The organism is Brevundimonas sp. 2YAF1, from assembly GCF_052114745.1.
In the GTDB taxonomy this organism is placed as follows: Bacteria; Pseudomonadota; Alphaproteobacteria; order Caulobacterales; family Caulobacteraceae; genus Brevundimonas.
This window is the reverse complement of sequence record NZ_JBFRFI010000002.1, coordinates 193,969-210,067: the sequence shown is the minus strand read 5'-3', so window position 1 is coordinate 210,067 and position 16,099 is coordinate 193,969. Positions and strand designations below refer to the sequence as shown.

Here is a 16,099-nt window from a genome sequence, read left to right as displayed (position 1 = left end):
GTGGCGCCCTCTAGCCGTTCCCCCTTCTTCCGTCATCCTCCGACGACCCCCGCGAAAGCGGGGGGAGATCGGGGGACCCAGCGGCGCCGAAGGCGATCTGTTCAGGCAGGGTATTTGACGCGTTGGCGTTCGCGACAGGGTCGCGCTCTCGCGCGCCGCTGGGTCCCCCGGTCTGCGCCGCGAAGGCGCGGCTTGCCGGAGGATGACGAAAGAGGGGCTGCGCCACCTCGTCGGGATTGACGAACTGAAACGCCTCGGCCCGTTCCCGCAGGAAGCCGTTGATGAAGGTGGTCTTGCCGGCGCCGTTCGGCCCGGCGAGGAGGACGAGTGTGGGTATGTCGAGACCCAAGTTATCGCAACGTCACGTTGTCCATTACTACATCGGCCGTGTATGTGAGAATATCGAGTCTATCACCAATGTTGAATGTAAAAAGTCCGCGCCGCATTTCTTCTATTAGTTCAGGTGGGCATTCTGGATCGGTTACGTATTGCCACCAGCTGCTAGCCCATCCCCAGCTGTGTTCGGTGTCTTTCTGGAGTTCGTCCAAAATTAGGAAATCGCTCGCCTCGTGCCATGTAAGGCGACCTTCTTTTGCTTTTACAAATAGCGATGGCTCAAGAACCTTCATCAGGGCCAGGCCGCCAACCAGCGGCGAAACGCGAAGTTGGCTTTCAGGGGTGGTAACAACGGCCAATGCAATCACGGCCATGACCCGCTCGATCGTTCTAAACGAAAGGCTGCGGTGCTCTGCAATGGCTCCGACAAATGCAAGGGCCCCTTTGGCTACCTCTGCATCCTTGCCCTGAAACCCCATCGCTTGATTTAAGTAACGAACATACTTTCCGCGAGCCCGGTCGGACGCATAGCGCTCCCTTTGGCTAAGGGTCCAAGTGAGGTGGATGAATTTTTGAAGGTACGTACGAGCGTCTATTCCGGGGCCGTATATGGCCTTGACGGAATTCGCGAGTTGGTTGGAATTCATACCAAGCACGAAATGAACATGTGGGACCGAGAAGAAGTGCTTCACGCGTTCAAGGAGAGCTAGAGCGAACGCTGGCCGACACCGATCAAGTTCGTCGATTATAAAAATTAGAGGCTTTTGTCCCTCTCCTTCAGACGGTTTTGCGAGCAGGGAGGGAAGATCAGAGAGCGCAATCTTGAACTCATCAATCGCACTTCTATGAGCCGATTGTTTGGTAATCATTTCTCCGATGTTGGCGTCGAAGGCCTCCGCCGATCCATCAGATACTGCGTCGGCCAGATCTGCTAGGTCGGTGCCGTTTAGGGCCCCCATTGTGGCAGCTTTGACGCCGATCTTAAGGCCGCTGCGGAGTAGGACTTTTCCCGCGCTGGCTGCTTTCGACGCAAACTTCTTAGCTACCTTGGAATGATCTTTCTTGTTTTCTTCGAGTAGGGCGAAAACCTCACCGGCCAACGCAATGAACGCGTCTTCTGCGTAGTCGTTTTGAAAAGCGTCGAAAAAAACTACGGGGAAACCTGCTTTGCGAAGCTCACCCGTCCAAAAGCGAAGGAATGTCGTTTTCCCGCTACCCCAGTCACCGTCGAGGCCGAGCACTATTGGCTGGTCCAAACTGCCCACAAGGCGAGTCAGGCCCTCGGCTATCGGGGCGCGGCCGAAAAGATCGCGCTCTGGAGAAAAACCTTCGTCAAGGGTGACTTCAAAAGGGGGCGGGAAAAGGCGCATCGATTTCTCACTGTGAGCGGGAAATAAACGATGCGCCGATTCGCGGAACGTTGCTCCTTGACCGCGCTCCGCACAGAGGATCGGACGCGAGGCTAACCGAAGCCGCCTCGCGTCCAAAGTCCCGATCCCGGCATGGGCCAGGGTGAGCGGGGCGGCTAGACCTTCACCTCAATCGCCCCGCCCCCCGCTCTGAACTTCGCGCTCATTTCGGCCATGCCGGCTTCGGCTTCCTGGGCCGCGAGGCTGGCGCCCGCGTCGTTCTGGGCCAGGGCGTCGCGGCGGATGTCCTGGCTGATCTTCATGCTGCAGAACTTGGGGCCGCACATGGAGCAGAAGTGGGCGGTCTTGTGCGCCTCCTTGGGCAGGGTGGCGTCGTGGTATTTGCGGGCGGTTTCGGGGTCGAGGCCGAGGTTGAACTGGTCCTCCCAGCGGAACTCGAAGCGGGCGCGTGACAGGGCGTCGTCGTGCATCCGGGCGGCAGGGTGGCCCTTGGCCAGGTCGGCGGCGTGGGCGGCGATCTTGTAGGTGATGACGCCGTCCTTGACGTCCTGACGGTCGGGCAGGCCCAGGTGCTCCTTGGGCGTGACGTAGCAGAGCATGGCCGTGCCGAACCAGCCGATCATGGCCGCGCCAATGGCCGATGTGATGTGGTCGTAGCCGGGGGCGATGTCGGTGGTCAGCGGGCCAAGCGTATAGAAGGGCGCCTCGTGGCAGTGCTTGAGCTGCTCATCCATGTTGGCCTTGATCTTGTGCATCGGCACGTGGCCGGGGCCTTCGATCATGACCTGGCAGCCCTTGGCCCAGGCGATCTTGGTCAGTTCGCCGAGGGTGCGCAGCTCCGCGAACTGGGCCTCGTCATTGGCGTCGGCGATGGAGCCGGGGCGCAGGCCGTCGCCGAGGCTGAACGAGACGTCGTAGGCCCGCATGATGTCGCAGATGTCCTCGAAGTGCTCGTAGAGGAAGCTCTCCTTGTGGTGGGCCAGGCACCACTTGGCCATGATGGAGCCGCCGCGCGAGACGATGCCCGTCACGCGCTTGGCCGTCATCGGCACGAAGGGCAGGCGCACGCCCGCGTGGATGGTGAAGTAGTCCACACCCTGTTCCGCCTGTTCGATCAGGGTGTCGCGGAACACCTCCCAGGTCAGGTCCTCGGCGACGCCGTTCACCTTCTCCAGCGCCTGATAGATGGGCACGGTGCCGATGGGGACCGACGAGTTGCGGATGATCCAGTCGCGGATGTTGTGAATGTTGCGGCCCGTCGACAGGTCCATGACGTTGTCGGCGCCCCAGCGGGTGGCCCAGACCAGCTTGTCGACCTCGTCATCGACGCTGGAGAGGACGGCCGAGTTGCCGATGTTGGCGTTGATCTTCACCAGGAAGTTGCGGCCGATGATCATCGGCTCGACTTCGGGGTGGTTGATGTTGTGCGGGATGATGGCGCGGCCGCGGGCGATCTCTTGGCGCACAAACTCGGGGGTGACGAAGTCGGGGATGGAGGCGCCGAAGTCTTCGCCGTCGCGGATGCAGGGGGCGTTCTGTTCGCGGCGCAGGTTCTCGCGGATGGCGACGTATTCCATCTCGGGCGTGATGACGCCGGCCTGGGCGTACTCGTACTGCGTCACCGGGCGGCCCTCGACGCCCTTGAAGACGTGGTGGTGCGAGGTGTCGAAGCGGGGGGCGAGGTTCTTGCCCGAGGCGTGGCCGTTGTCCTCGGGTTTGACCTCGCGCGGATTGGCCACGGGGGCGATGTCGCCGCGATCCAGCTGCCAGCTGGATTTGACGCGGGGCAGGCCGCGCTTGATGTCGATGGTCGCGGTGGGGTCGGTGTAGGGGCCGGACGAGTCATACATCGTCACCGGCGGCTCATTGGCGCTGGGGTGGACGGCGACCTCGCGGAAGGGGACGCGGATGTCGGGGTAGAGCTCGCCCGCCACATAGACCTTGACGCCCCCGGCGCGCGGGCCGGTGGGGATGCGGCCGGTCTCGGCCTCGACGGCCTTGCGGGCTTCGGCGAGGGGCAGTTCGATATTGGGTTCTGCGGGCGTGGTCGGAGTCGGGGTGACGGCGATGTTCATGGCGGCCTCTGTGCTTCAAGAGGTCCGCCGACGTCGGGCGAGGCGGTCCCATGGCGTAAAGCCGCCAGCGACCAAAGCGTTTCCCATCCCTTCGCCGGCATGACCCGGATCAGGTTCGACGGGTCAGAGGAAAAACCTCAATCTCAGCCGCTCAATTGCGACCCCCCGGAGAACGTGGCGAACCTAGCCGGTTCCGCGTTGGGGTCAAGCCGATGGCGCAAGGAGGGGAGGGGGGCGGCCCGGCTTCTCAGTCGGGGGGGCGTTAAGGCCGGGCCGCCACAGACGTCGTCGGGGTTGGGGGGCGTCCGACGGGTCCGATCACATAACCACGGACCTGAAACTTGGTTCCGCAAGAATTTGCGTGTTAGCCATGATTATTGAACCGGAGCCCCCGACCATGCATCTCGCCCGCTTTCCCCGCGTCCGCCTGGCCCATCTGCCGACCCCTCTGGAGCCCGCGCCGCGGCTGTCGGAGGCGCTAGGCGTCGACCTCTGGATCAAGCGCGACGACTGCACCGGCCTGGCCGGCGGCGGCAACAAGACCCGCAAGCTGGAGTTCCTGCTGGGGGACGCACTTGAGGTCGGCGCCGACACCCTGGTGACGCAAGGGGCGGTGCAGTCGAACCACGTGCGCCAGACGGCGGCGGCGGCGGCGGCGCACGGGCTGAAGTGCGAGATCATCCTGGAGGAGCGGACCGGCTCGACGGCGACGGACTATGTCGAGAATGGCAACGTCCTGCTGGACCGGCTGTACGGGGCAGTGATCCGCCGCGTGCCGGGCGGGGCCGACATGGCGGCCGAACTGGAGAAGACGGCGGAAGCGGTGCGGGCGCGGGGCGGCAAGCCCTATGTCATTCCGGGCGGCGGCTCGAACGCGGTCGGAGCGCTGGGCTATGTCGACTGCGCCCGCGAGATCGTGGTCCAGGCCGACGAACTGGATCTGGCCGTCAGCCGCATCGTCACCGCGACCGGCAGCGCGGGGACGCACGCGGGCCTGGTCGCCGGTCTGGCGGTCATGGGGGCGGACATTCCGGTGCTGGGCATCGGGGTGCGGGCGCCCAAGGACAAGCAGGAGGCCAACGTGCTGAAACTGGCGCGGGAGACGGCGTCGCTGCTGGGCCATCCCGACCGGGTCAAGGACGAGATGGTGGTCGCCGACTGCGACTATGTCGGGGCCGGATACGGCCTGATCGATCAGGCGGTGATCGAAGCGCTGAAACTGGCGGCGCGGACCGACGGCCTGCTGCTGGACCCGGTCTATACCGGCAAGGCGATGAAGGGGCTGATCGCCCTGGCCAAGGCCAGGCGGTTCAAGGACGAGACGGTGGTCTTCCTGCACACCGGCGGGGCGCAGGGGCTGTTCGGCTATCAGGGCGAGCTGGAGCCGATGATCGGGTAACGAGGCGGCGGGACCGGGACGGCGCGCAAGCGAGCCCTGAACCGCCGCCCCTTCGATCAATCAGGCGGCGGCGCGTCGGCGCTGAAGATGGAGCGCCGCGCCGCCGGCCAGCACGAGGCCGAACAGGATCATCGCCCATTCCGTAAGCGTCGGCACCGGGGCGGGCGGGGCGGCCACCGCGGTGTCAACGTCCGCCGCGCTGTTGTTGCCAGGGGTCGGGTCAGCGGTCGCAGAGGTGATGGTGGCCGTGTTCGAGAAAGCGCCGACCGCTGCCGGGGACAACTGCGTCGTCAGCGAGAATGTGGCCGAGGCGCCGCTCGCGAACCCTGCCGTCGAGCAAGTGACCGCCCCGCTCACGCCGACCGGGGGCGTCGTGCAGGTCCATCCGCCAGGTGCGGCCAGCGAAACAAACGTCAGCCAGCCGGGAAGGATGTCGGTAACCATGGCGCTCGCCGCCATGTCCGGCCCCGCGTTGGAGGCGGTGATCGTATAGGCGACATTGGTGCCCGCCGTCGCCGTCGTCTGGCCGTCGGTCTTGGTGATCGACAGGTCGGCGCTTTGCGCCGCCGCCGTCGTCGCCGCGGCCGAGAGCAAGGCTCCGCACACCAGTCCGATATATCGCTTCATCTTCTGCCCCTCCCGTGGATGTGGCGACGACTCCCATGCAAGGCGAAGCGCGTCAATGTGAAGCTTGGCGTGGGGCGGGCTCTAGCCGGGCTGAAAAAATCTCTGGCTGTGAGCGGAGGAAGCCTCGAAGAAGGCGGCGAGAGCCGGAGTGAATCCACGCTTACGGTCGGTCGGCGCTGAAGGTTGAGATGAGCAAGATTCTGGGCGTTCTGGGGGGCATGGGGCCGGCGGCGACGGTGGCCTTTCTGGCGCGGGTGCAGGCCCTGACCCCGGCCAGGGGGGATGAGGACCACATCCATGTGATTGCCGACATCAATCCGCAGGTGCCGAACCGGCACACCCAGCCCGAGGCGGCGGGGCGGATCCTGGGCGAGATGGCGGTGCGGCTGAAGGCGGCGGGGGCCGAGGTCCTGGCCATGCCGTGCAATACCGCCCACGCCCATGCCGGGGCGATCCGGGCGGCGGGCCTGCCGTTCATCGACATGGTGGTTGAGACGGCCAAGGCCGCGAAGGTTGGGGCGGCGAAAGCCGGCGGCGCGCGGCGGATCGGGGTGCTGGCGACGCCGGGGGGCGAGGCGCTCTACGCCACGGCGCTGGCGAACGAAGGCGTCGAGATGGTGCGGCTGTCGGAGGCCGACCGCGCCCGCTTCATGACGGTGGTGTTCGGGGTCAAGGGCGGCGACGTCGGGCCGAAGCAGCGCGCGGCGATGCGCGACCTGGCGGGGGCCCTGGTCGCGGCGGGGGCCGAGGGCGTCATCGGCGGCTGCACCGAGGTGCCGCTGTTGCTGGATGCGACGGATGTGGCGGTGCCGCTGACGGACTCGGCCGAGGTGCTGGCGAGGGTGTGCGTCGAGGCGTGTCTGTAATTTGCCCTTCTCCCCTTGCGGGAGAAGGTGGCCCGGTAGGGCCGGATGAGGGGTTTTGCGACGGGTGACGGGCTGTGAAGTTGAGGGCGGTGCGACCCCTCATCCGTCTGGCTTCGCCAGCCACCTTCTCCCGCAAGGGGAGAAGGATAGGGGCGCGGCGGTTGCCTCGCGCGCCGTCACGCGGCACACCGGCTGGGTGAAACAGTCTCTCATCATTGATTGCGATCCCGGCGTCGACGACGCCACGGGGTTGCTGACCGCCTTCGCCTCTCCCGCGTTCGACTTGCTGGCCGTGACCACGGTCGGGGGCAATGTCAGCGCCGAGAAGACGGCGAGGAACGCCCGCATCCTGCGCCAGATCGCCGGGCGCGAGGAGGCGCCGGTCTTTGTCGGGGCCGAGCGGCCTTTGCGGCGCGAGCCGGCGGGGGCGGGCGAGTTCCATGGCGCCGAGGGGCTGGGCGACCTGACGCCGTTCGAGCCGGAGGCGCCGGCAGGCGAGGGGACGTCCGCCGAGGCCATCGTGCGGCTGGTGATGGAACGACCCGCCGGGTCCGTGGCCCTGGCCGTCATGGGGCCGATGACCAATCTGGCGCTGGCGATGCGGTCCGAGCCGAGGCTGGCGGCGCATCTGGGGCCGGTGGTGGTGATGGGGGGGGCGCGGTCAGAGGGCGGCAACATCACCGCCTCGGCCGAGTTCAACATCTGGGCCGACCCGGACGCGGCGGCGGAGGTGTTCGCCTCGGGCTGCCGGATGATCGTCATGGGGCTGGACGTCACGCATCAGGTGCGGGCGACCGAGGATCGGATCGCCGCCATTGAGGCGGTGGACACGGCCTCGGCGCGGGCGGCGGCGGGGATGCTGCGCTTCTCGCAGCGGACCGAGCGCGAGATCGTCGGCTGGGACGCGGGGCCGCTGCATGACCCCTGCACCGTGGCCTGGCTGCTGAAGCCCGAGCTGTTCGCGCTGGCGCCCTGCCGGATCGAGGTGGAGACGGAGAGCGAGTTGACGCGCGGGCATACGGCGGTGGAGTTCCGCGTCGAGGCGGCGGCTGCGCATCATTTCTGGGCGACGAAGGCGGATGCGGACGGGGTCTTCGCCCTGATCACCGAGAGACTGGGAGCGGGTCAATGAGGATCACCGTCGTCGGGTCGATCAATCTGGACATCGTCGCCTCGGCCCCCAGCCTGCCGGCGCCGGGCGAGACGGTGACGGGGGCGACCCTGGCCCGCCATCCGGGCGGCAAGGGCGCCAATCAGGCCCTGGCCGCGCGGCGGTTGGGCGCCGAGGTCAGACTGATCGGTCGCGTGGGCGAGGACGAGATGGCGGGGGCGGCCACCGCCCTGCTGCGCGCCGACGGCGTCGATCTGTCCGGCGTCGAGACGGACAGGGACGCGCCGACGGGGGTGGCCCTGATCGCAGTCGATCCCTCGGGCGAGAACCAGATCGTGGTCGCCGCCGGGGCCAATCATGCGGTGACGGCGGAACAGCTGCCGGCGCGCATCGAGACGCCGCTGATCGCCCAACTGGAGCTGCCGATCGAGACGGTCGAGGCGGCGGTGGGGCGGGCGACGGACTTCGTCTGCGTCAACCTGGCGCCCGCCGCTCCGGTGTCGGAGGCCCTGCTGCGGCGGGCCGATCTGATCGTGGTCAACGAGACCGAGGCCGCCTTCTACGGCGACGCCCTGCACGCGGGCGGCGGTCGGGTGGTGGTGACCAAGGGGGCGCGCGGCGCCGCCATGTATCAGCGCGGGGTGGAGATGGCCTGGGCCGTGCCGCCGCGCGTGCACGCCATTGACGCGACGGGGGCGGGCGACGCCTTTGTCGGCGCCATTGTCGTGGCGCTGCTGGACGGGATGGCGCCGGATGCGGCGCTGCACTTCGCCTGTGCGGCGGGGGCGCTGGCCGCCACGCGGCCGGGCGCGCAGCCGTCGCTGGGGACGCGCGATGAGGTCGAGGGGTTGCTCAATGACTGAAGTTGCTAGGCCAAATCGGGTTCTTCAGGTTTTCAAGGGACGGACGAACCGGCGTCTTTACTGGCTGCTGATCGGGGGGATCGTCGCCCTATTTGTCGCAACAGCGCCGCTGCTTTCAGTTTATGCGGGCTTCGTGACGCTGCCCTTGTGGCTGCTGGTCGCCGGGCGGCGATTGCATGACTTCGGACGGACGGCGTGGTGGGCGCTGATTCCGTTCGGGGTCGGGTTCGCTCGCGGGTTGCTGGGAGACGTTCTGCCGATTTCCGAGGCGCAGTCGACTATGGCCCTGGGGCTGCTGTCGATCGCGGTTGCGTTGGTGATCGGCATCTGGCCCGGCGACGCAGAAGCAAACCGCTTCGGTGCTCGCCCAGGGCGATCCCTGGCGGATATGCGGGCCTAGAACATCGCCCACTGTCCGTCCGTTTGAGGGGACGGAAGACCAATCAGCCGCCGCGCTCCGTATCGCCTCGCCCTCCCCACCCGGTCGCTGCGCGACCACCCTCCCCATGAAGGGGAGGGAGAGGGGGCGTGTTCAGCGCTCGTCGTACTGGCGCAGCAGGAGCAGGGTTCCGACGGCGGTCAGGGCGCCCAGGGCGAAGGCGGCGACGAGGGAGCCGGTGGCGGCAGCGGTGGACACGGTGACCGGGCGCTTGGCGTACCATTCCACGATCTCGCCGGCATGGGCGTGGTCGAGGCCTTCGTCATAGGCGTCGTCCAGATAGGTGTCGTCGGCGGCCATCGGCGTCTCCTAATTACAGGCCTGCGCTAAATCCCCGGCGCAGTCGGGCGGTTCCCAGTCGTGACAGAGGATCGCACATCCAGTAAAGGCCTCGCCTCACGTTTCAGAAATCGGGCAGCGAGATTCATGGCCGGCCACTCGAAATTCAAGAACATCATGCACCGCAAGGGGCGCGCCGACGCCCAGCGCTCAAAGCTGTTCTCCAAGCTGTCGCGCGACATCACCGTGGCGGCCAAGTCGGGGATGCCCGATGTGGCGCTGAACCCGCGTCTGCGTCTGGCGGTCAACAACGCCAAGGCGGAAAGCCTGCCCAAGGACGTCATCCAGCGCGCCATCAACAAGGCCGCCGGCGGCGACGTCGATACGATGGAAGAGGTCCGCTACGAGGGCCGGGGCCCCGGCGGCGTGGGCATCATCGTCGAGGCCCTGACCGACAACCGCAACCGCGCGGCCTCCAACATCGGCGCCGCGTTCAAGAAGAACGGCGGGGCGCTGAGCGAGATGAACTCGGTCGCCTTCATGTGGGATAAGGTCGGCCAGATCATCTACAAGGCCGAGGCTGGCAGCGAAGACGAGGTCATGGAAGCCGCCATCGAGGCCGGCGCTCAGGACGTCGAGAGCGACCTGGTCAAGCCGGACATCTATGAGGATGCGCCGGGCCACACCATCTGGACCGCCTTCGAGGACCTGAACGAGGTGGCCGAGGCCATGTCCAAGGTGCTGGGCGACCCCAAGTCGACCGCCATCGTCTGGAGGCCGCAGTCGGAAGTGCCGGTCACCGGCGAGGCCGTCGGCACCCTGTTCAAGCTGCTGGACGCCCTGGACGCCGAGGACGACGTGTCGTCGGTCTATTCCAACGAAGACATCTCGGACGAGGACGCGGCCAAGTACGCGGGCTGATCCCTAGACGGGGCAGGTCTCCATCCAGTCCTGACCCGGCTCGGCGGCTCTGAGGTCGCCGAGCGTCGGGATGTTGCGCTCGGCATCGGCGCTCACGACGAGGGTGGACATGGCCGAGGCCGTGGGCGCCTCGTGGCGATAGACGCTGAGGGCGAAGGGGACATGGCCGGGCGCTTCCACGCGCCAGACGCTGTTCGATTCGCCGTCGCCCGGCGCGTAGCAGCCGATGGGATCGACACGGGCGCGGCGCACCCGCAGCGCCTCGACCGGATCATAGGGCCCGGGCTCCCCCGTCGCCGACCAGTTGAAGATGATCCGCGTCGTCGGCGTGCGCGTGACCTCGACATCGAGGCCCGACAACTGACCCTCTGACGGCGAAGTCCAGCGGACGATCGACGCCCGCCGCTGCACGTCGGCCGGGTCGAGCGAGGACGGGGTTCCGGCGACGAAGACCGACAGGATCGCGTCGACCATCGGATTGGCGCGATTGACGGTCGCCCATTTCTCGGCGCAGGCGCCCTCGGCATAGCTCTCCATGCCGACGGTTTCGGCCAGGGCCATGCTGCAGCGCTCCATGAACTGCTCTCGCGTCTCCTCCTGGAAGGCGGCGGCGGGCGTCGTCACGGCGGCGGAGAGGCCAAGGCCCAGGCCGGCGAGGGAGGCGACAAAGAGGGCGACGCGCATGGCGGCTTCCTTTCGAGTATCGCAGATCGGCGGAGGATGCGCCTCGACGCTTGAAGCAGCAAGCGGAGCCGGACCATCGGCAGGGGCCGGCTTGTGTGGGACGGACGCGGCGCTAGGTTGCGCGCCTCAAAGGGGGCGGCATGACAACGGAAGAAGACCAGCCGGACATGGCGGGCGGCCCGCAAGGGCAGAGGTGGGTCGAGCCTGCGGTTTGGATCGGATGTGTGGTCGTGATGGCGGCTGCGGCCTGGGGCGTCGCTTGGGCGCTGGAGGGCGCGCAGGTCGAGTGGGAGGTTCTGGCGCCCGCTGCGCCCGAGGTCTCGACGCCCGAGGGTCTGTTGCAGGTGCGTCAGGCGCCGCCGTCGGACGGAGAAGGCGAAGTCAGGGGCGAGACGAAGCCTGGGGGATCGGGAGATCGGCCCGTGGTGATCGTCAATCCCGAATGGGAGATCCAGCCGCAGCCTGTCTACCCCAATATGGCGATGCTGTTGGGCAAGATGGAAGGGGTGACCAGGGTCCGGTGTCGGACGGGCGAGGATGGCTCCGTTTTCGACTGCAAGGTCAAGGAGGAGCGGCCTCGAGGCGTCGGCTTCGGGCGTGAGACGGTCAAGGCGGCGGAACGGGCGCGGGTTCGGCCTCGAACCGTCGACGGGGCGCCGAGGCAGAGCGCGATCGAGTTCACCACCCGCTATCATTTGGATTGAGCGCGAAAACGGCGGTCTTGCCGGGGGCGACGGCGCGGTTCACGGTGGCCGGTCCTGTGCAGTTCGAGGGACGGATATGGTGATGGATTGGGGGCTGATCGCGCCGGTGGCGGCGGCCATGACGGCGGGCGGTCTGATCGGGATCGAGCGGACCTATCACGGGCATCCGGCCGGGTTCCGCACTCATATCCTGGTCTGCATGACCTCGTGCGTGCTGATGCTGGCGGCCATGCACCAGTCGTCCTGGGGTTTCGCCCTCCTGCCGGATCAGAGGCTGGTGATCGACCCGACGCGGATGGCGCACGGTATCCTGACCGGCATCGGCTTCCTGTGCGCCGGGGTGATCTTCCGCGAAGGCTTTTCGGTCCACGGCCTGACCACGGCGGCGTCGCTGTGGACCACCTCGGCGGTCGGGGTGATGTTCGGCGTGGGCATGTGGGACCTGGGGCTGATCGCCGGGGGCGCGACCCTGCTGGTGCTGGCCATCCTGAGATTCCTCGACGCCCGCCTGCCGCACGTCGGGGTGATGGACGTGACCCTGCGCTGGATGCGGGAGGCGGTTCCGGGCGAGCCGACCCTGCGCGCCTTGCTGGACGACAGCGGGCTGAGAGCCGTGCGCATCGGCCACGTGGTCAGCCACGACGGCCTGTTCCACGAACACCATATCAAGGCGCGCGGGCCGATGCCGCTGAACGTCGCTGGCCTGTCGACGCGGCTGGGTCAGCAGACCGGGCTGGCGGGGTTCTCGGTCATGCCCAGGGACGATTGAGTTTCTCCTCCCCACGCGTGGGGAGGAGAGGGCGAAGATCGAGGCCGGTCATTGTTCGTCAACCTCGTTTGGGGCATGACTAGAACGAATGACGAACGTATCGACTCGAATCCTGGGGCTGGACCCCGGTTTGCGCCGCACCGGCTGGGGCGTGATCGAAAGCGAGGGCAGCCGCCTGCGCTGGATCGCGCACGGGGTGGTGGCCCCGCCCGAGAAGGCGCCCTTCCCCGAGCGGCTGCTGCATCTGCTGGAGCAGGTGGGCGAGATCTGCGCGGCCTACAGCTGCGACGAGGCGGCGATCGAGGAGGTCTTCGTCAATATGAACGGGGCCTCGACGCTGAAGCTGGGTCATGCGCGGGCGGCGGTCATGCTGGCCCCGGCGCGGGCGGGCCTGAGCGTGGCGGAATACGCCCCCAGCCTGGTCAAGAAGGCCGTGGTCGGCGCCGGACAGGCGGACAAGAGCCAGGTGGCCTTCATGATCAAGCGGCTGCTGCCCGCGGCGGGCGAGGTGAAGGCCGACGCGGCGGATGCGCTGGCGGTGGCGATCACCCATGCGCACCATCGGCGGTCCTTGAGTCTGAATGCGAGTTTGAGGGGCGCGGCATGATCGGGCGGTTGCGCGGGGTTCTGGCCGAGGTCGGGGAGGCGGAATGCCTGATCGACTGCGGCGGGGTGGGCTATGTCGCCGTCTGCGGGGCGCGGACGCTGGGGCGTCTGCCGGCGCCGGGCGACGAGACGACCCTCTATATCCATAGCCAGTGGAGCGAGGACGCGGGGCCGCGTCTCTATGGCTTCCTGACGCGCGACGAGCGGCGGGCCTTCACCGTGCTGCTGGCCATTCAGGGCGTGGGGCCGAAGGCGGCGCTGAGCGTGCTGGACGTGCTGCCGCCGGGCGAACTGGCCAGCGCCGTGGCGCGCGAGGACAAGGCGGCGGTCGGCCGCGCCAACGGCGTGGGGCCGAAGCTGGCCCTGCGTATCGTCACCGAACTGAAGGGCAAGGCCCTGGGCGACGGGCATTTCGCTCCGAACGCGCCGGGCGTCCACGCCGTCGCCGCCCCGCCGCCGCCGAGCGTGACGGGCGAGGCGGTCGCCGCCCTGCTGGGGCTGGGCATCGCCGAGATCAACGCGCGCCGGGCGGTGGATCAGGCGCTGATCCGGCTGGGCGACGAGGCGGAGCTGCCGGCGGTGATCCGCGCGGGCCTGCAGGAGCTGGGGCGGTGAGGGGGGCGAGCGTTGATCCTTCTCCCCTTGCGGGAGAAGGTGGCCGAGCGGAGCAAGGTCGGATGAGGGGTTTCGCGACCTCTGATCAAAGCCGGCTGTCGTTGGCCCCGGCGCGACCCCTCATCCGGCAGCCCTCGATCAAGTCGAGGGCTGCCACCTTCTCCCGCAAGGGGAGAAGGGCCAAATGACCGACGACCGCATCATCTCCGGCGACGCCGCGCCCGGCGAGCAGCATGACCGCGCTCTGCGGCCGCAGACGCTGAACGAGTTCGTCGGTCAGCAGCAGGCCAAGGGCAATCTGAAGGTCTTTATCGACGCGGCGCGCGGCCGGTCGGAGGCGCTGGACCACGTCCTGCTGTTCGGGCCGCCCGGGCTGGGCAAGACCACGCTGGCGCAGATCGTGGCGCGCGAGCTGGGCGTGGGCTTTCGGGCCACGTCAGGCCCGATCCTGGCCAAGGCCGGCGATCTGGCGGCGATCCTGACCAATCTGGAACCGCGCGACGTCCTGTTCATCGACGAGATTCACCGCATGTCCCCGCTGGTGGAGGAGATCCTCTATCCGGCGATGGAGGATCATGTGCTGGACCTGATCATCGGCGAGGGGCCGTCGGCGCGCAGCGTGCGCATCGACCTGGCGCCCTTCACCCTGGTCGGGGCGACAACGCGGGCGGGGCTGCTGGCCACGCCGCTGCGCGACCGGTTCGGCATTCCGCTGCGGCTGGAATTCTATTCGCCGGAGGAACTGACGGCGGTGATCCGCGGCGCGGCGCGCAAGATGGGCGTGGCCATCAGCGACGACGGAGCGATGGAGATCGCGCGCCGGGCGCGGGGCACGCCGCGCATCGCCGGGCGCCTGCTGCGCCGGGTGCGCGACTTCGCCGACGCGGAAGGGGCGGCGACCATCGACCGTCTGGCGGCGGCGCGGGCCTTGGCCCGTCTGGAGGTCGACGAGGCCGGGCTGGACAGCCTGGACCGGCGCTTCCTCAAGGCCCTGATCGAGAACTACGGCGGCGGGCCGGTGGGCATGGACACGCTGGCGGCAGCCATCGCCGAGGCGCGCGACGCGGTCGAGGACGTGATCGAGCCCTATCTGCTGCAGCAGGGCTTCATCCAGCGCACGCCGCGCGGGCGGATGGCCTGTGCGCGCGCCTATGAGCATCTGGGGCTGGAGGCGCCGAGGACGCCGGTCGCGCCGCCGGTGGATCTGTTCGGGAAGTAGGCCTTCTTCCTTCTCCCCTTGAGGGAGAAGGTGGCCCGTCAGGGCCGGATGAGGGGTGTCGGCGGGGCGTTCAGACGTGAGGCGGTGTAGGAATCTCCTCGCACCCCTCATCCGTCATCCCCCGGGACAAGCCCGAGGGCTGCCACCTTCTCCCGCAAGGGGAGAAGGGAAGCGCAAGCGGCTCGCCAAAGGGCTTCACCCGCTCGGTAAACCCGGCCATGCTGCGCGTGGAGGAGACCGGCGATGGCGCGAGAGGGGATCAGGACGGACCGGGCGATCATCCTGCTGGGCGCAGCGGTGCTGCTGCTGGCCGGGATCAGCGTCTTCGCCCTGAGCCAGGGCGCGCGGTTCGGGCCGAAGCAGGCGACGCCGGCCGAGCGGGCGCTGATGCAGGTCAAGGCCCAGATGGGGCCGGGCGCCGAGGTGCGGTATCTGGAGAACGGCAAGCGCCGCGCCGTCTGCGGTTACGCCGGGTTCGCAGGCGAGCGGCGGGCGGTCGCCTTTGTTTCGCGGCCCAATCGCATCCTGATGGGCGACGATCCCCTGGGGGCCGAGTTCGCGGAAATGAAGGCCCAGTTCTGTCCCGGCTTCAATCCGCCTCGACCGACGGCTAAGGCCTCGGTGACGAATTCCGTTCAGGGCTGACCGATGACCGACCTTCCCACCGCCGGCCGCTTCGACGGGCAGGATCACCTGCTGCCGGTGCGAGTCTATTACGAGGACACGGACTTCACCGGTCTGGTCTATCACGCCAACTATGTCCGCTATTTCGAGCGCGGGCGGTCGGATTTCCTGCGGCTGGCGGGCGTCGGACACGTCGAACTGCTGGAGCAGGACGAGCCGCTGGCCTTTGTCGTGGCCGAGATGAACATCAAGTACGCCAAGCCGGCGCGGATCGACGACGCGCTGGTGGTGCGGACCCGCTATGAGGCCATCAAGGGCCCGCGCCTGATGATCCGCCAGACGGTCGAGCGCGCCGGCGAGGTGCTGTGCCGGGCCGATGTGACGGCGGTCTGCATCCATCTGGACGGGCGTCCGAGGCGGCCGACGAAGCGGTTGGTCGAGCTGGTGACGCCGTGGTTGGCGGGGGAGGGGGCGTAAACTTCGCTTCTCCCCTTGAGGGGCCGGATGAGGGGTTTGGCCACGCCGGATGACGTCGGCCAGTTGAGCGTCGTGCAACCCCTCATCCGACCTCGCTCCGCTCACGCTAACGCCT

General features: G+C 67.8%; 19 protein-coding genes and 1 riboswitch. Of the genes, 13 read left to right on the top strand and 6 right to left on the bottom strand.

Translation table 11 applies throughout. From position 1 onward, the window contains the following. Nucleotides 1-10: 10 nt before the first annotated feature. From AB4Y68_RS03640 to thiC, 3 genes are all read right to left on the bottom strand, one after another. Complete coding sequence (locus AB4Y68_RS03640; RefSeq protein WP_441454150.1) at nt 11-349, bottom strand: hypothetical protein; 339 nt, start codon at nt 347-349, stop codon at nt 11-13. A 1-nt stretch (nt 350) separates the two neighbouring features. Continuing rightward, entirely contained in the window at nt 351-1,706 is a 1,356-nt protein-coding gene (locus AB4Y68_RS03635) for a KAP family P-loop NTPase fold protein (RefSeq protein ID WP_441454149.1), read from the bottom strand. A 155-nt stretch (nt 1,707-1,861) separates the two neighbouring features. Continuing rightward, nucleotides 1,862-3,781 carry a phosphomethylpyrimidine synthase ThiC gene (gene thiC, locus AB4Y68_RS03630; protein ID WP_441454148.1) on the bottom strand — a complete coding sequence of 640 codons (1,920 nt, stop codon included), beginning with the start codon at nt 3,779-3,781 and terminating at the stop codon, nt 1,862-1,864. 68 nt (nt 3,782-3,849) lie between these two features. After that, nucleotides 3,850-3,959, bottom strand: a riboswitch (TPP riboswitch). A 219-nt stretch (nt 3,960-4,178) separates the two neighbouring features. Here thiC and AB4Y68_RS03625 point away from each other — a divergent pair. After that, the gene (locus AB4Y68_RS03625; RefSeq protein WP_441454147.1) at nt 4,179-5,180 is read left to right on the top strand and encodes a D-cysteine desulfhydrase; all 1,002 of its coding nucleotides are present in this window, start codon (nt 4,179-4,181) and stop codon (nt 5,178-5,180) included. A 60-nt stretch (nt 5,181-5,240) separates the two neighbouring features. Here the strand turns inward: AB4Y68_RS03625 and AB4Y68_RS03620 are convergent, their stop codons facing one another. Further along, nucleotides 5,241-5,807, bottom strand: a complete 567-nt coding sequence (locus tag AB4Y68_RS03620; protein ID WP_441454146.1) for a DUF11 domain-containing protein — start codon at nt 5,805-5,807, stop codon at nt 5,241-5,243. A 188-nt stretch (nt 5,808-5,995) separates the two neighbouring features. On the opposite strand from AB4Y68_RS03620, the gene AB4Y68_RS03615 reads away from it, so the two are divergent. The 4 genes from AB4Y68_RS03615 to AB4Y68_RS03600 all read left to right on the top strand — a co-directional run bounded on the left by AB4Y68_RS03615 (nt 5,996) and on the right by AB4Y68_RS03600 (nt 9,047). Beyond that, nucleotides 5,996-6,673: an aspartate/glutamate racemase family protein gene (locus AB4Y68_RS03615; RefSeq protein ID WP_441454145.1), complete on the top strand. Its 678-nt coding sequence runs from the start codon at nt 5,996-5,998 to the stop codon at nt 6,671-6,673. Nucleotides 6,674-6,869: 196 nt separating this feature from the next. Then, nucleotides 6,870-7,805, top strand: a complete 936-nt coding sequence (locus tag AB4Y68_RS03610; RefSeq protein ID WP_441454144.1) for a nucleoside hydrolase — start codon at nt 6,870-6,872, stop codon at nt 7,803-7,805. Next, on the top strand, nt 7,802-8,647 hold the full coding sequence (locus AB4Y68_RS03605) for a ribokinase (protein WP_441454143.1): 846 nt from the start codon (nt 7,802-7,804) through the stop codon (nt 8,645-8,647). Before AB4Y68_RS03610 ends, AB4Y68_RS03605 begins: the two co-directional genes overlap by 4 nt. Continuing rightward, nucleotides 8,640-9,047: a DUF805 domain-containing protein gene (locus tag AB4Y68_RS03600; protein ID WP_441454142.1), complete on the top strand. Its 408-nt coding sequence runs from the start codon at nt 8,640-8,642 to the stop codon at nt 9,045-9,047. Before AB4Y68_RS03605 ends, AB4Y68_RS03600 begins: the two co-directional genes overlap by 8 nt. A gap of 132 nt (nt 9,048-9,179) precedes the next feature. Here AB4Y68_RS03600 and AB4Y68_RS03595 read toward each other — a convergent pair whose 3' ends face one another. Next, nucleotides 9,180-9,386 (bottom strand): hypothetical protein, encoded by a 207-nt coding sequence (locus AB4Y68_RS03595; protein WP_441454141.1) that lies wholly within the window; start codon nt 9,384-9,386, stop codon nt 9,180-9,182. Nucleotides 9,387-9,512: 126 nt separating this feature from the next. Between AB4Y68_RS03595 and AB4Y68_RS03590 the strand changes: the two genes are divergently transcribed. Then, nucleotides 9,513-10,286: a YebC/PmpR family DNA-binding transcriptional regulator gene (locus tag AB4Y68_RS03590; RefSeq protein WP_441454140.1), complete on the top strand. Its 774-nt coding sequence runs from the start codon at nt 9,513-9,515 to the stop codon at nt 10,284-10,286. A 3-nt stretch (nt 10,287-10,289) separates the two neighbouring features. Here the strand turns inward: AB4Y68_RS03590 and AB4Y68_RS03585 are convergent, their stop codons facing one another. Beyond that, entirely contained in the window at nt 10,290-10,970 is a 681-nt protein-coding gene (locus AB4Y68_RS03585; RefSeq protein WP_441454139.1) for a hypothetical protein, read from the bottom strand. 140 nt (nt 10,971-11,110) lie between these two features. On the opposite strand from AB4Y68_RS03585, the gene AB4Y68_RS03580 reads away from it, so the two are divergent. From AB4Y68_RS03580 to ybgC, 7 genes are all read left to right on the top strand, one after another. After that, entirely contained in the window at nt 11,111-11,674 is a 564-nt protein-coding gene (locus AB4Y68_RS03580; protein ID WP_441454138.1) for an energy transducer TonB, read from the top strand. A gap of 82 nt (nt 11,675-11,756) precedes the next feature. Beyond that, nucleotides 11,757-12,443, top strand: a complete 687-nt coding sequence (locus AB4Y68_RS03575; RefSeq protein ID WP_441454137.1) for an MgtC/SapB family protein — start codon at nt 11,757-11,759, stop codon at nt 12,441-12,443. Between the two features lie 88 nt (nt 12,444-12,531). Further along, nucleotides 12,532-13,050: a crossover junction endodeoxyribonuclease RuvC gene (ruvC, locus tag AB4Y68_RS03570; RefSeq protein WP_441454136.1), complete on the top strand. Its 519-nt coding sequence runs from the start codon at nt 12,532-12,534 to the stop codon at nt 13,048-13,050. Then, nucleotides 13,047-13,664 (top strand): Holliday junction branch migration protein RuvA, encoded by a 618-nt coding sequence (gene ruvA / locus AB4Y68_RS03565; protein WP_441454135.1) that lies wholly within the window; start codon nt 13,047-13,049, stop codon nt 13,662-13,664. The genes ruvC and ruvA overlap by 4 nt, the downstream gene beginning before the upstream one ends. Before the next feature lie 184 nt (nt 13,665-13,848). Continuing rightward, complete coding sequence (ruvB, locus tag AB4Y68_RS03560; protein ID WP_441454134.1) at nt 13,849-14,883, top strand: Holliday junction branch migration DNA helicase RuvB; 1,035 nt, start codon at nt 13,849-13,851, stop codon at nt 14,881-14,883. A gap of 243 nt (nt 14,884-15,126) precedes the next feature. Next, the gene (locus AB4Y68_RS03555) at nt 15,127-15,528 is read left to right on the top strand and encodes a hypothetical protein (RefSeq protein ID WP_441454133.1); all 402 of its coding nucleotides are present in this window, start codon (nt 15,127-15,129) and stop codon (nt 15,526-15,528) included. Between the two features lie 3 nt (nt 15,529-15,531). Then, nucleotides 15,532-15,984, top strand: coding sequence for a tol-pal system-associated acyl-CoA thioesterase (gene ybgC / locus AB4Y68_RS03550; RefSeq protein WP_441454132.1), 453 nt, complete (start codon nt 15,532-15,534; stop codon nt 15,982-15,984). The last annotated feature ends 115 nt before the right edge of the window (nt 15,985-16,099 follow it).